A 14706-nucleotide genomic window follows, 5' to 3' on the forward strand; every position below is an offset into this window, starting at 1 on the left:
CATGGCTGACACTAAAAGTATTTTAACCTCGCCTGTCTTTGATAATAACCCTATTGCCCTACAGATCTTAGGTATCTGTTCGGCACTAGCGGTCACCACGAGCATGGCCAACGCCATGGTTATGTGTGTAGCATTGACACTGGTAACGGCATTTTCGAGCTTCTTTATCTCGATTATTCGTAAACAAATTCCATCAAGTATTCGTATCATCGTGCAGATGACCATCATTGCTTCATTGGTTATCTTGGTCGATCAGGTACTAAAAGCTGTCGCTTATGATGTGAGTAAAGGCTTGTCAGTTTTCGTTGGTCTGATTATCACTAACTGTATCGTGATGGGTCGTGCTGAAGCGTTTGCCATGAGCAACCCACCAGTACCAAGCTTTTTAGATGGTATTGGTAATGGTCTTGGTTACTCTGCGGTACTACTGTTCGTTGCCACTATCCGTGAGCTACTAGGCGCAGGCACTTGGTTCGGTATCACTATCTTACAACCAGTGACTGACGGCGGCTGGTACATACCAAACGGCCTATTATTGTTGCCACCGTCAGCATTCTTTATCATTGCTTTGTTCATTGTCATCGTCCGTATTTGGAAACCAGAACAGGTTGAAGAAGCTGAATTTGTAATGAAGCCGCAGTCTAAAGGCATGGCACATGGAGGCGGTCACTAATGGGACATTATGTTAGTTTATTTATAACCTCAGTCTTTATTGAGAATATGGCGCTTGCCTACTTCCTAGGTATGTGTACTTTCTTGGCAGTATCGAAGAAGGTTTCAACCGCTATTGGTCTTGGTGTTGCCGTCGTCGTCGTCATGGCGATTACGGTTCCATTAAACAACTTACTATTCCAGTTCATCCTAAAAGATGGTGCACTGGCATGGGCAGGTTTCCCTGATATCGATTTAAGCTTCTTAGGTTTGCTTAGTTATATTGGTCTTATTGCCGCTACCGTACAGATTCTAGAGATGTTCTTGGATAAGTTCGTTCCTAGTCTATACAACGCCCTTGGTGTTTTCTTACCACTCATCACTGTAAACTGCGCTATCTTAGGTGGTGTACTATTTATGGTTGAGCGTGACTATAACTTCGGCGAATCAGTCGTTTATGGTGTGGGTGCAGGTTTTGGTTGGGCATTAGCGATTACCGCATTGGCTGGTATCCGTGAAAAACTGAAATACTCAGATATCCCAGCACCTCTGCGTGGTCTTGGTATAACGTTTATCACCGTTGGTCTGATGTCACTTGGCTTTATGTCTTTCGGCGGTATGTCAATTTAGACCGCTAAGCTTAAACACTTATTTAGCGATTTGACCTATTTAATTCATTTATTCGGTAGGGGTTCAGAAAAACGTTATGACGTTCTTTCGCTCCCCTACTCCATAGATTAAGGATACCTACCATGGATTACGCTACGGCGATTGGTGGCGTTGCTATGTTTACCTTGATCATCATGGGCCTTGTCGCCATTATTTTGGCGGCGCGCTCAAGACTGGTCAGTTCAGGCGATGTTACCATCCATATCAATGATAATTCCGATAATGACGTCGTGACACCAGCGGGCGGTAAACTACTGCAAACACTTGCGAGCGAAGGTATTTTCTTATCTTCAGCATGTGGTGGCGGTGGTACCTGTGCGCAGTGTCGTTGCCGCGTTATTGAAGGCGGCGGTTCGATCTTGCCGACTGAAGAAGGCTATTTTACTCAAGGCGAAATCCGCAATCACATGCGCTTAGCTTGTCAGGTAGCTGTTAAGCAAGACATGAAAATCGAGATTGACCCTGAGTTTTTTGATGTACAAAAATGGGAGTGTGAGGTTGTCTCTAACGATAACGTTGCCACTTTCATTAAAGAGCTGGTACTAAAAATTCCTGAAGGCGAAGAAGTTAACTTCCGCGCTGGTGGTTATGTACAGCTAGAAGCGCCACCGCATGAAGTGCACTATAAAGACTTTGATGTTGCAGAAGAATACCGCGAAGATTGGGATAAATTTGGCATCTTTAATTATGTGTCAAAAGTTGATGAGCCAGTTATTCGTGCTTATTCAATGGCCAACTATCCTGAAGAAAAAGGTCTTATCAAGTTCAACATCCGTATCGCAAGTCCACCACCACGTGGTCCAGACGGTATCCCTCCAGGTAAGATGTCTTCTTGGACATTTAGCTTAAAACCTGGCGATAAAGTAACGGTATCGGGTCCTTACGGTGAGTTCTTTGCTAAGAAAACCGAAGCTGAAATGATCTTCGTCGGCGGTGGTGCAGGTATGGCACCAATGCGCTCGCACATTTTCGATCAGCTTAAGCGTTTGAATACAGACCGTAAAATCAGCTTTTGGTATGGTGCACGCTCTATTCGCGAGATGTTCTACGTTGAAGACTATGATCAACTTCAAGAAGATTTTTCTAACTTTGAGTGGCATGTGGCACTATCAGATCCACTTCCTGAAGACAACTGGACAGGCTACACCGGCTTTATCCATAACGTCTTATTAGAAGAGTATCTGAAAGGTCATCCAAACCCAGAAGACTGTGAATATTACATGTGTGGGCCACCGATGATGAATGCTGCGGTCATCGACATGCTACATAGCATGGGTGTTGAAGATGAAAACATCATGCTTGATGACTTTGGTGGTTAAACCTACTGGTTAGGAAGTACGATTAAGTTAATACTATAAAAAAGAGTCTCAATTGAGGCTCTTTTTTTGTTTCTGATAATCGTATTTTTTGGATGTAGTGTAAGGCTACAAATTTAACTAGTCGCGAGCACTTATCATCCTATATCATGAACTATTCACATGTTAAGAAAGGAATCTTATGAAAACCAATATTAAAAAATCAACCATTTGGATTACTGGTGCCTCTAGCGGTATTGGTCAAGCACTCGCTATCTCTTTCGCCAAGCGAGGCGCCAGAATTATACTGAGTGGCCGTGATCAAGAGAAACTAGAAGCGGTCAGAAAAAACTGTAAAGGTAGCAAAAACCATATTGTCATCCCATTCGATATTGGTGATACCAGTCAGACAAAAATAGCGTATGAGTCCGCTATTCAGCAGGCAGGTAAAATTGATTGGCTGATTAATAATGCTGGCATCAGTCAACGCTCATTAATCATGGACACCACAGAAGACGTCGAACGGCAATTGATGGAAATAGATTACTTTGCACAAACACGTCTGACCAGACTGGTATTACCAAAGATGATCGCACAAGGTGGCGGTAAAATAGTCATGATATCGAGTATCGCAGGTCTACTAGGTACTCAGTATCGCGGTGCTTACAGTGCTGCCAAAGCCGCTATTCATATGTGGGCGAACAGTTTGCGTGCTGAATTACATGATCAAGGTATAGAAGTCGCCACTATATTCCCAGGGTTTATCCAAACCAATGTATCTATCAATGCGTTGACTGGAGATGGTAGCACGCAGGGTACGATGGATTATGCCACTAAGAAAGGGTTGACTGCCGCAGTATTTGCTAAGCAAGCCGTCAAAGCGCTATTAAAAGAAGAAGAATATATTGTTATTTCTGGTCCAAAAGAGAAGTTCGCAACCAAGGTCAATCGCATATCTCCGCCCAAACTGTACAAACTCATTCGTGAGTCAAAAGTGACCTAAGCAAGGTGCAACCCTCTAGCATTAGCTATGAATACATAGTGATATTAGTGTCTAATATTACTAGCAAAAATGTTGTTTACGCTCAAAGCAATTGGCGTTATCGGTAGCAAGAGGTGTAAAATAAGCACAGTTTATTTTACACCTCTCACTCCTCTGCTATAGCAAAAAGCTTATGAAAACGATAATACTTTCTACTAAAACAACTCGTACAGGCTACAGCATCATCGCTCTTGTCAGTGCGCTTAGCCTCACCGCTTGCCAGCAAACACCAGATTACGACTATTTGGCTGGGGAGACGATGGGCACGAGCTATCACATTAGCTATCAGCTGCCTGATGATGTCGATGAAGCGACCATACAAGCATCAATCGATAAACGCCTGAAGCAAATCAATGACAGTATGTCTACCTATCAAGCAGACTCGACTATCTCTAAATTTAATCAATTGGGCAAAGAGACATCCATCATTATCGATGCAGATTTTAGTCACGTGCTCGACGTCTCACGTATCGTGTACGAACAATCTGGCGGAGCATTTGATCCGACTGTGATGCCATTGGTAGAAACATGGGGCTTTGGTAGTACTATGACCGTTGATCGGTTACAGAGCCCACCGACGGCCTTAGAGATTGCCCAAGCTAAAGCGTTAGTAGATTTTGACAGTATCATACACAAAGATAAAACCATCTATAAAACCAAAGAGGGTGTCGAACTTGATTTTTCAGCAGTGGCAAAAGGCTATGGCGTCGATGTCATCGCTGACGTGTTGAGAGAAGATTATAAGATTCGCAATTATATGGTCGAGATTGGGGGTGAGATTTCGACCGCTGGTGTCAATAATCAAAAGCAGCCATGGCAAATTGCAATAGATGCGCCTATTGAAGGTAGCACAGTGAGCGAGCGCGAGACGATATCGGTCATTCGCCAACCAATCAATACACACAATAAAATGCATTTAGCGACGTCTGGCAATTATCGTAATTCCGTCATCTTTGATGGTAAACGTTATAGCCATACGATTGATCCCACCACTGGAGAGCCTATCGCTGGTGGCGCACCTTCTGTCACCGTGGCCGCTGACTCAGTTGCACTGGCTGATGCATGGGCCACCGCACTCACTGCGATGCCTTATCAGAAGGCCTTAGAAACTGCTAAAGAACAAAACCTAGCTGCTATGTTTGTCGTCTTGACTGACAATGCAAAAACAAACAATACCGACGATAGCATCGATGATTGGCAAGTGATAGAAACACCTGCCATGCAAGCTCTACGCGCTGATAAAAAGTCTTAGGTGCTAGGGCGTGTTGAGCACTCAACCATAGCACTGACAGAGACTATTTTTTAGACAGTTCGACGTTAAAAATAGTAAGTTTAGTCATTCTAAGCGTCTATATTTTAACAATGAAATGGCGAAAAATAGTCCTGTCTCCTTCTGTTGGTATTGGAGCTGATGCTAAAACGGCCCCATACTGCGTTGTAAATCTCGTTAAGGCATGAGCATTACCGTCGTTTTACGCCTTGTCTGGAACTGTTTTAGCGATCAGCAGTGCCTATCTGTGAATGCTCAACACGCCCTAATAATACATGAACTAACACGATAGGTATAAACGAGCGAAACAAAAATTTGCTATACTATTATGTAGATAATGTTGAAGATATATCGTTATCATAAAGATAACTACCCTATTTTGAGAACTGAGGTGCCCACTATGCTTAGCCAATTGCTTCCCATGCTCGCTATTACTTTTACTGTATTTGTCCTATTTTTTGTTTTTATGGGTATCGGTTATATGGTAAAAAAGACACCACTTAGAGGGTCTTGTGGCGGTGTTGCTAAACTTATGGGCAACGAAAAATGCTCATACTGCGGCGATGATCCCAATAAGTGCGATTCTATCATCGCTGAACAGCAAGAGAACGCGCTTAAAGCCGCTCAATTAGGCAAGTCGGTATAGACTTAATCCTTATATACACCGCGTTTGTTACCATACGCTGGTAGTATTTGCCTGACATCTGTTCTTATAATAGCGCTAGTTCTTTGAAAAGGACTGGCGCTATTTTTATTATATTACTCAAATCATGTTGCTCAGGTTATATCGCTTAAGTCATATAGTTCTTTTCAAAGTCACGACTCATATTTTGTACTCTGCACGTATTTCTATTTTTAATTTGCGATTCTGTTTTACTATTCTGATTTGCCATATTAGTCACTCTCTAAGTGCATTTTCTTTGGTGTTGTTAAACCGCGACGATTCTTCGGCGCGGTTTAACAACGTGTTCTTTTCCTTATTCTAATAATAGTCGTCCTGTTATGCCTACCTCTTCTCACTCTCAGCCGAATTTGCCATCACAGTCTCATGTAGATAGCGCCTCGCCATTGAAGCTGCCTTCTTCGCGTTTCACGTTTTGGCTCATATTATGTGCCATGATTTTACTTGCCAGCAATATGCGAGCGCCTATCGTAGCACTAGGCTCTATTGCGCCAGTCGTAAAAGACGCACTCAATATCTCCGAGACGCAAATTGGCTGGCTAGGGGCAGTGCCGATGCTAGGGTTTGCCATTGGTGCATTGATCTCACCAGCCATTGGTAAGCGATTCGGTCTAGAAAACACACTGATTGCGATGATTGCGCTATTAACCGCTGGTATGATTATTCGCAGTATTGTGCCGACTTGGAATTGGTTTTTGGTTGGTACGTTATTACTGACATTGGCTATCGGTTTTGCCAATACCTTAGCAGCACCTATCATCAAACAGCGTACACCCAAACATATCCCATTGATAACAGGACTGTTTAGTCTGACTATGACGGCGACCGCAGGCATTGTCTCGGGCGTAGTATTACCCTTGTCCGAGCAAGTAGGCTGGCAATGGGCACTGGGTGGCTGGGCAATTTTGGGTATCTTTGCGATTATTTTCTGGATTTTTTTGCGCTTGCGTTTAGGGTCATCTAGCCATCAAACAGCCGTCCTACCCACGTCAGCTTCTTCCGACACATCTAGCAAATCTATATGGCGTCTGTCTTTTGCTTGGCAAATCGCCATCTTTATGGGTTTGCAATCATTGCTATTCTATACCGTCGCCAGCTTCTTACCATCCATTTGGATTGATAAAGGGTTATCCGCTGTTCGGGCAGGACATATGGCTTCGGTGTTCCAATTTATGGCACCGATATCTATCTTAAGCCTAACGTGGCTGATCAACCGTGGTCGTCCTATTCAAGCGCTAGCGGTGTTTGCGTCGGTATTAAATGTCATCGGAGTATTAGGCGTCAGTTACTTATCACCGAATTTGGCTTGGCTATGGTCAGGTATGATGGGCATTGGTTGCTCAGCGATTTTTACCTTGAGTATGATGCTATTCTCGTTACGGACTTATACCACCAATCAATCAAGTGAGCTGTCTGGGATGGCACAAGCCGTCGGTTATTTGATTGCGTTTTTTGGTCCGTTGGGTACTGGTTGGCTACATGAAGCGACGGGTAGCTGGGATTTACCCCTGCTACTTATCTTAGTGTTAATGGTGATGAACGTGGTGATTGCGTGGCTGGTCAGTCGTCCTGTTATGGTCGATGGTAAAAAGTTTTAATAGTTACGATTAGATAAAGTAACCTTCGGATAATATTGGTATTCGTCTTATTTTGCTACACTGGTTCGATTGCATATAGGACAGAATAATTATTATGAAAGTATTTTCTCATTTCTCTCGACGCTTGCCAGCAATGGCAGTGCTGACCATCGCCGTGGCTATCAGTGGTTGCCAAAAAGACGCTGAACCAACTGACGCGACTGATTCGCAAAATACCAGCTCGCAAAACACTGATGCGTCAACCGCCAATACTCAAACAAACGCTCAAACCAATACCAGCCAAGTCAAGGCTAACTCGACAGCATCCGCCGACCAGCAAATCAATTCGCCACTGACGATATTAGCGCTTGGCGATTCATTGACGGAAGGTCTTGGTGTTGATAGTGATGCCAACTATCCTGCGCAATTAGAAGCTAGCTTAAAAGAGTTGGGCTATACCAATGCCAAAGTAATCAACTCAGGACTAAGTGGTGAAACTAGTACTGGCTTAGTGAATCGTTTGGACTGGGTAGCGCAGACAAAACCTGACATTACCATTTTGACGATTGGTGCCAATGACGCGATGCGCGGCTTAGATGTGGTTACCATTGAAAAAAACATCCGTACTGCGGTTAAGACTCTACAAGACAATGGTAGTCACGTTATCTTAGGTGGTATGTCGATCTATGACAATCTAGGTAATGACTATGTTTCCGCATTTTCAGACATCTATCCTCGTGTGGCAAAAGACATGAATGTGCCTCTGATACCTTTCTTTTTAGAAGGCGTGGGCGGTGACCCTGAGCTGAATCAAGCCGATGCGATTCATCCAACCAAGGAAGGCTATCAGATTATCGTCAAAGATAATATTTTGCCTATCTTAAAGCCTGAGATTGAAAAATTGAAAGCCAGTAATAGCACTAATACGACAGCGCTAAACAATACGACAAACAACACGCCAACTGAGACCACGCAATGACATCATCACCTTCAGCTGACACAGTGACGACGCCTACCGCTACAGCATTACTGACCGCCTCGCATCTAAACAAAACCGTGCAAGTTGGTGAGCAGACCCTATCTATTATTAAAGACGTGAACGTTCATATTAATGCGGGCGAGTTTGTGGTCATCATGGGCAAGTCTGGCTCTGGTAAATCGACATTATTGGGATTACTGGCCGCACTCGACTACCCTGACAGTGGAACCGTTGAGTTGGCAGGTCAAATGCTCAGTAGCCTTGATGAAGATGCATTGGCAGCTATCCGTCAGCGTGATATGGGCTTTGTGTTTCAGTCATTTCATCTACTGCCGACGCTGACCGTGGCAGAAAATATTGCCTTTCCGCTAGATATTGCACGGCAGCCAAACCCTGCACGAGTTGATGAGTTAATCGAAGCCGTTGGACTTGGTCATAGACGTGATAGCTTGCCCAATCAATTATCAGGTGGTGAGCAGCAACGTACTGCTGTCGCTCGCGCATTGGTGTCGCATCCAAAAATCGTATTCGCTGATGAACCTACGGGTAACTTGGATGAGCAAAACGCCGACCAAGTCATGCAGCTACTGTTAGATTTAAGACAGCAAGTCGGTTCGGCATTGGTCGTCGTGACCCATGACCCTGCACTGGCGGACATGGCAGATCGAGTCATCACCATGCATGATGGCATGATAGATGGATTAGTGGCCAATGGATAAGCCTTCTATAGACACCCATAGTAACGCTGCCGATATGAATCAAAGCAAAAGTAGCAATCCCTTTACTGCCCGCACTTTAGGCGCACAGGCTTTGTCTCGCAGCTGGTGGCGACGCTGGGTATATCCGCTGCTCTTTTTGCTAACACTGATGCTATCGCTTGCCACCTATCTGACGTTGGACTCTATCCAACAGTCAGTGAATACCTACGTCAATGACAATCAACTGGCACTCGTCGGTGGTGATTTAATATTAGAAAGCAATCAAGCATGGCCTGAGGAAGTCTTAGCACAAGTCCAGACGTTGCCTGATGACCAAACGGTTTATGATTATCAGTTCAACGCCATGTTGGTTGCAGCAGACCAAACGCTGTTGGCTCGTATCAAAGGCGTCACGGCTGCTTATCCTTTATACGGTGAGGTTGAACTGGCGTCAGGCAAACCCTTGTCCGAGCAGCTAAGTGCAACCAACGTGGTGGTCGCGCCTGAAGTCCTCAGAAGTCTGAATGTCGCGATTGGTGACAGTATCAATATTGGTGAGGGGAAATTCACCATCAGTGATGAGCTCGTCAAAGAGCCAGATCGCCCGCTAACCACCTTTGGTTTTGGTGGTCGCGTGATGATGCAGCAAGACGCCTTAGAATCGACCAATCTAATCGGTCAGCGCAGCCGAGTCAGTTACCAAATCGAGATGGCAGGCACGCCAGACGTTATTGCTACTCAGCGTGAGCAGTTGACGCAGATGCTGGTCAATTATCCTGATATAGAGATGTCTGACCCTACCTCAGAGGAGACGTCTGTCTCTCGCATCTCTGATAATGTATTGATGTTCTTGAAATTGCTGGTCATCGCCGTTCTATTATTATCTGCGGTTGCCATGTATGGGGTCATCACTGCGTTTGTAACCAAGCAGCAATCCAACGACGCCATACGCATGGCGCTAGGTGAGACCAATCGTTCGATTAAGCGTAGCTATTATTGGCTGCTATTAATCATGTCTGTCTTGGCCTGCATCGCTGCCGTATCGCTCAGCCTTGTGTTACTCAAAATTGGTCAACCGTATCTGACAGCTATTTTACCGTCGGATTTAGGATTGGCGATTAACCCGATTAGTATCTTCAAAACGATTGTCATCGCGCTTGTCATGACACTCCTGATTACCCAGCGCAGTCTGCGTGCGCTTGATGGTACGAAACCTGCGGCATTGCTTAATCAAAGTACGGGTCAATCATCGAAACGTTTGCCTTGGCAGCAGCGCATACCATTCTTACGCTATGGTTTACTATTCATCGGACTGTATGCTTTCCTTGCCTATGAAGTGCAATCTTTAGCGTTGGGCGCACAGATACTGGTCGGATTGATTGTATTCATCGCGATATTTTGGGCATTGGCACGTGGTTGGCTATGGTTGCTGGCTCGTATTGCCACAGGTAAAAAAATCAGCTGGATGCAGCGTATTGCCATTCATAACTTGGCGCGTAAAGGCAATCAGTCGGCATTGTTCTTCGTGACATTGTCATTATCCGTTGCGGTGTTGACCCTTATCACGTCGATCAATCACAGTATCAATGAGCAGTTTATCAATGCGTATCCTGAAGATGCGCCGAATCTGTTTTTATTGGATGTGCAAACCGAGCAGCACGATAAGATAGACAGTATTCTCAAAGAGCCTGTCACGTATTATCCAGTGATTCGAGCACGTATCGGTACGGCTAACGGTGTGGAACCCAAAGATATCGACGCGCCTGAGGGCGAAGATGATCCGACTCGGGTGTTCAATTTAAGTTATTCCGATACGGTCATGGACACAGAGTTCATTACTGAGTCGCTGACGGACGATGCGCTTTATACGCCGATTGAAAATCAGGATGCGAGTGCCTCTGCGATTTCGCAAGTACAGCCGTTGTCTATTTTGGACACGGCAGCCGAGATGCTAAACGTCGGCATGGGCGATCAGATCAGCTTTAATATTCAAGGGATCGAGTTGGTTGGCGAGATTACCAGTATTCGCTCGCGTTTCGAGCGTGGCCCGAGTCCGTTTTTCTACTTCTTATTTGAGCCTGAGATACTGGCGAGCGCACCACAAATTCAATTTGCGACGGCGCATGTCTCTGCCGATGATATTCCTGAGCTGCAAGGTGAGCTGGTACGCGAATTCCCAGCGGTGACCAGTATTGACGGTACGATTATCGCGGAGCAAGTCCAAGGGTTGGTCGCGCAGATGAGCCGCTTGGTGTATATCTTTACTTTGCTGGCCTTGCTTACGGGCATCATGGTGCTCATCAGTTCGCTACTCTCTACGTCACAAGATCGTATGAAAGAGAGTGCTTCGTTTAGACTACTCGGTATGCAAAAGCGTGACTTGTATATGCTCAATATCTTAGAGCTGGGTGTGCTTGGGATTAGTGCAGCGACATTTGCGGTGATTATCGCCACTGGTGGTGCGTGGCTGGCGGTCACTCAATGGTTCAATCTGCGCTTTAGTGTGCCGTGGGCAAACTTAGGACTTGGCGGTATTGCGTTAGTTGTCTTGCTGTTTGCCATTGCTATTATTTATGTGAGATTGGTGATTGGTCGCGGGATTATGGCACGGGTAAGAGCGATGGTTTAGGCGTATTAGATTTTACTTTTAAACGAAAAAACCCCTTAATTGGGGTTTTTTTATACGCTCAAGTAAGTTGTATCATGTATTTATCTTCTGTGAAGAGCTTGAGCAGTTCTATTATCATTTCATTGGAAAATGGCTTTTAATTGGTTCATTCTTCCATTTCGCTGCTAAAATTTCTATTTCTTGATATATTGTATCTTTACCACTTATTGTTCGAATTTGAAGAATTAAAGGGTGAGCGCATTTCCATAATTTCATAAAGCTAGAATAGTGAAGATTCTTAAACAAATCCTCTTCAAACGCTTCTATACGAATCCCTAAAGAAATCTGCTCATAATAGTTTAGGACATAGTGAATATCGTCTTTGAGCATCTCATCTTTCAAAATACTATCTTTTATACGCTCTTTAGCTTCTTTTACGTCATTCTCTAGTTTTTTACTGTTTCTCAGGAATCCGATATTTAATCTAATTAAGCTATTGCCTACAAACATATCTTTATTGTTTCTTACATCTCTTTCAATATCATCTTCTAGCTGCTGTTTATGTGTATGATCATTCAATTGACTATAATACTGTGGAAGCTCGTTACCTTTTAAGAAAATTAAATTTTTAGTGTCTTGCAGCCTCTTGTTTTCATTAACATCTGTAACAAGCTGTATAGTCAGTTGTTTTCTACTAGAAGACTTACTACTTTGAATAGAATGATAGGTTAAATATACCCCGATTAATGCTGTAATAGATAACGCCGCACTCGGCAACATGCCTACCAAGATTTTAAACATACTGCTTTGTAAGTTTTGTACTATAACCCCCTCTGGGGTTATAGTTGTCATACTTAAATAGTTGATATTATAATAGTAATATATTGAAAGAATTACTACCAATAATACAATAACCCCTATTACTATACCTGTAACAGGGGTTATTTTGTTCAACATTAATTTACGGTTTGATTTATCCATCCCATCCTTCGCGGGCAACTTTATGTAATTTTAAAGTTAACATATTCAATTCTCCTTATGTCAAATCTTATGGATTTTTAACGAAATCTGTTTGAACTACTTTTTGGAAGTAGTAATTAACAATATATGGGTTATATGTGAATAATGCTAGGATACTAAAGAAGTTTGGGTAACGATATGTAATTTGATTGACTTGGTCAACCTAATTTTTAGGCTGACCATTAAAATACACTATTTTTATATATTTGTCAATTTAATTTTTAAAATTATATAATACTATATCACGAGATATGCAATCAGCAAAATGTTCTGTTTTAGACAAGCTGAAATATAAATTACTCCTTTAAGAATAAATGAGTAAGCGTAGGGTTGGTCAGTATAGCGTAACCTACCAGATTTAATTCAGATGACTCGACATTATACCAAGGATAAACTTATCCAATGGGTTACGTCTTGTCTGCCTTCATTCTTTAAAAAAATTTGTAAAGCCTAACCTACGCTAGACCTAAGTCTTAGCAAAGCTTTATTTAGATAAAAATAGTCACCTTGAAGAGCAGTTTAGCCCTGATTGAAGCAGTAGCTTGGTAAAGTGTGGCGCTTACAGCACCTTGCAGAGAAGTGGTCGCTCGAACGTTGGAACGCTACTGTGTTTAGGTGCTGTACGCCACAGACTCCCAACTACAAGCGTAAAGCAGAATTAGCTACCAAACACCTAATCTCTAAAACCTCAAACCAAAACACCCTCTATTCACCTAGAAGGCATTTTTTGATTCGCTCAACGTACAAGAATATAAACCAATATCAGCCATGCAGTTTGCTTATTTATTGAGAGGATTACCTAACCCTCATTTGCTATACTAGCCTAACTTTTATTAATCAAATTCCTTATTACAACATCCTCCAAAACAGCATGGTAGTCTTATGAAATTCTCAAAGTTCGGTCAAAAATTTACTCAGCCCACTGGCATCTCACAATTGATGGACGATTTGGGCGATGCGCTAAAAAGCGATCAGCCAGTCAACATGCTGGGCGGTGGTAACCCTGCCAAAATTGATGCCGTCAATGAGTTGTTTTTGGAGACGTATAAAGCGTTGGGTAATGACAATGATGCAGGTGAGGCCAATAGTAGCGCGATTATCAGCATGGCGAATTACTCTAATCCGCAAGGTGATGCCGCCTTTATCGATGCCTTGGTTGGCTTCTTTAATCGTCATTACGATTGGAATCTAACCTCAGAAAATATCGCCCTGACCAATGGCTCACAGAATGCGTTTTTCTATCTATTTAATCTGTTTGGCGGTGCTTTCAGTGATAATAAGCTTGATGAGAACAACGAATCTATCGACAAATCCATTCTACTGCCATTGACCCCTGAGTATATCGGCTATAGCGACGTGCATGTCGAAGGTCAGCATTTCGCAGCGGTATTGCCACATATCGATGAAGTGACTCATGATGGTGTGGACGGCTTCTTTAAATACCGTGTAGATTTTGACGCATTAGAGAACTTGCCAGCGCTGAAAGAAGGTCGTATCGGTGCGATTTGCTGTTCACGCCCGACCAACCCGACGGGCAACGTGCTGACCGATGAAGAAATGGCGCATTTGGCCGAGATTGCCAAACGTTATGACATACCGCTTATCATCGATAATGCCTACGGTATGCCCTTCCCTAATATCATTTATTCAGACGCGCATTTGACGTGGGATGATAATACGATCCTGTGCTTTAGCCTGTCTAAAATTGGCCTGCCCGGTATGCGTACGGGTATTATCGTAGCCGATGCGAAAGTAATCGAAGCGGTCAGCGCGATGAATGCGGTGGTGAATCTAGCGCCAACACGCTTTGGTGCAGCCATTGCCACACCTTTGGTAGAAAATGACCGTATTAAGCAGTTAGCCGATAATGAGATTAAGCCGTTTTATCAAAAGCAGGCGACCCTTGCCGTGAAGCTGCTAAAGGAAGCATTGGGTGATTATCCACTGATGATCCATAAGCCTGAAGGCGCGATTTTCTTATGGTTGTGGTTTAAAGACTTGCCGATTAGCACCCTTGAGCTATACGAGCGTCTCAAAGAAAAAGGCACGCTGATAGTGCCAAGCGAATACTTCTTCCCTGGTGTCGATGTTAGCGATTATCAGCATGCGCATGAATGTATTCGTATGAGTATCGCGGCTGACGAGCAGACGCTGACCGATGGTATTGCAGCGATTGGTGAAGTGGTGCGTGAGTTGTATAATCAAAAATAGGTTT

At 43.6% G+C, this 14706-nt stretch carries 12 protein-coding genes; 11 read left to right on the forward strand and 1 reads right to left on the reverse strand.

Annotation, left to right across the window (positions count from 1 at the left end; all coding sequences use genetic code 11):
* Position 1: 1 nt before the first annotated feature.
* From I6E84_RS00075 to I6E84_RS00120, 10 genes are all read left to right on the forward strand, one after another.
* Entirely contained in the window at positions 2 to 673 is a 672-nt protein-coding gene (locus tag I6E84_RS00075; RefSeq protein WP_110924425.1) for an NADH:ubiquinone reductase (Na(+)-transporting) subunit D, read from the forward strand.
* Positions 673 to 1281 (forward strand): NADH:ubiquinone reductase (Na(+)-transporting) subunit E, encoded by a 609-nt coding sequence (gene nqrE / locus I6E84_RS00080; protein WP_011281361.1) that lies wholly within the window; start codon positions 673 to 675, stop codon positions 1279 to 1281. The genes I6E84_RS00075 and nqrE overlap by 1 nt, the downstream gene beginning before the upstream one ends.
* Positions 1282 to 1403: 122 nt before the next feature.
* Positions 1404 to 2639, forward strand: a complete 1236-nt coding sequence (gene nqrF / locus I6E84_RS00085; protein WP_110924426.1) for an NADH:ubiquinone reductase (Na(+)-transporting) subunit F — start codon at positions 1404 to 1406, stop codon at positions 2637 to 2639.
* A gap of 178 nt (positions 2640 to 2817) precedes the next feature.
* Positions 2818 to 3618, forward strand: a complete 801-nt coding sequence (locus I6E84_RS00090) for an SDR family NAD(P)-dependent oxidoreductase (protein WP_197099429.1) — start codon at positions 2818 to 2820, stop codon at positions 3616 to 3618.
* A 172-nt stretch (positions 3619 to 3790) separates the two neighbouring features.
* Positions 3791 to 4909 carry an FAD:protein FMN transferase gene (locus tag I6E84_RS00095; protein WP_197215357.1) on the forward strand — a complete coding sequence of 373 codons (1119 nt, stop codon included), beginning with the start codon at positions 3791 to 3793 and terminating at the stop codon, positions 4907 to 4909.
* 418 nt (positions 4910 to 5327) lie between these two features.
* Positions 5328 to 5573 (forward strand): (Na+)-NQR maturation NqrM, encoded by a 246-nt coding sequence (gene nqrM, locus I6E84_RS00100; RefSeq protein WP_110924429.1) that lies wholly within the window; start codon positions 5328 to 5330, stop codon positions 5571 to 5573.
* Between the two features lie 356 nt (positions 5574 to 5929).
* The gene (locus I6E84_RS00105; protein WP_197215359.1) at positions 5930 to 7207 is read left to right on the forward strand and encodes a CynX/NimT family MFS transporter; all 1278 of its coding nucleotides are present in this window, start codon (positions 5930 to 5932) and stop codon (positions 7205 to 7207) included.
* Between the two features lie 94 nt (positions 7208 to 7301).
* Positions 7302 to 8165: an arylesterase gene (locus I6E84_RS00110; protein WP_197215361.1), complete on the forward strand. Its 864-nt coding sequence runs from the start codon at positions 7302 to 7304 to the stop codon at positions 8163 to 8165.
* Positions 8162 to 8884, forward strand: a complete 723-nt coding sequence (locus tag I6E84_RS00115) for an ABC transporter ATP-binding protein (RefSeq protein ID WP_197215363.1) — start codon at positions 8162 to 8164, stop codon at positions 8882 to 8884. The genes I6E84_RS00110 and I6E84_RS00115 overlap by 4 nt, the downstream gene beginning before the upstream one ends.
* Positions 8885 to 8918: 34 nt before the next feature.
* Positions 8919 to 11492 carry an ABC transporter permease gene (locus I6E84_RS00120; protein ID WP_197215946.1) on the forward strand — a complete coding sequence of 858 codons (2574 nt, stop codon included), beginning with the start codon at positions 8919 to 8921 and terminating at the stop codon, positions 11490 to 11492.
* Positions 11493 to 11606: 114 nt separating this feature from the next.
* On the opposite strand, the gene I6E84_RS00125 is transcribed toward I6E84_RS00120, so the two are convergent.
* Positions 11607 to 12452, reverse strand: a complete 846-nt coding sequence (locus tag I6E84_RS00125) for a DUF4760 domain-containing protein (RefSeq protein ID WP_197215365.1) — start codon at positions 12450 to 12452, stop codon at positions 11607 to 11609.
* Between the two features lie 921 nt (positions 12453 to 13373).
* On the opposite strand from I6E84_RS00125, the gene I6E84_RS00130 reads away from it, so the two are divergent.
* A complete protein-coding gene (locus I6E84_RS00130) occupies positions 13374 to 14702 on the forward strand; it encodes a valine--pyruvate transaminase (protein WP_197215367.1) in 1329 nt (442 codons plus the stop codon).
* Positions 14703 to 14706: the final 4 nt, after the last annotated feature.

The sequence above is a fragment of the Psychrobacter sp. SCQQ22 genome (genome assembly GCF_015864605.1).
In the GTDB taxonomy this organism is placed as follows: domain Bacteria; phylum Pseudomonadota; class Gammaproteobacteria; order Pseudomonadales; family Moraxellaceae; genus Psychrobacter; species Psychrobacter fozii.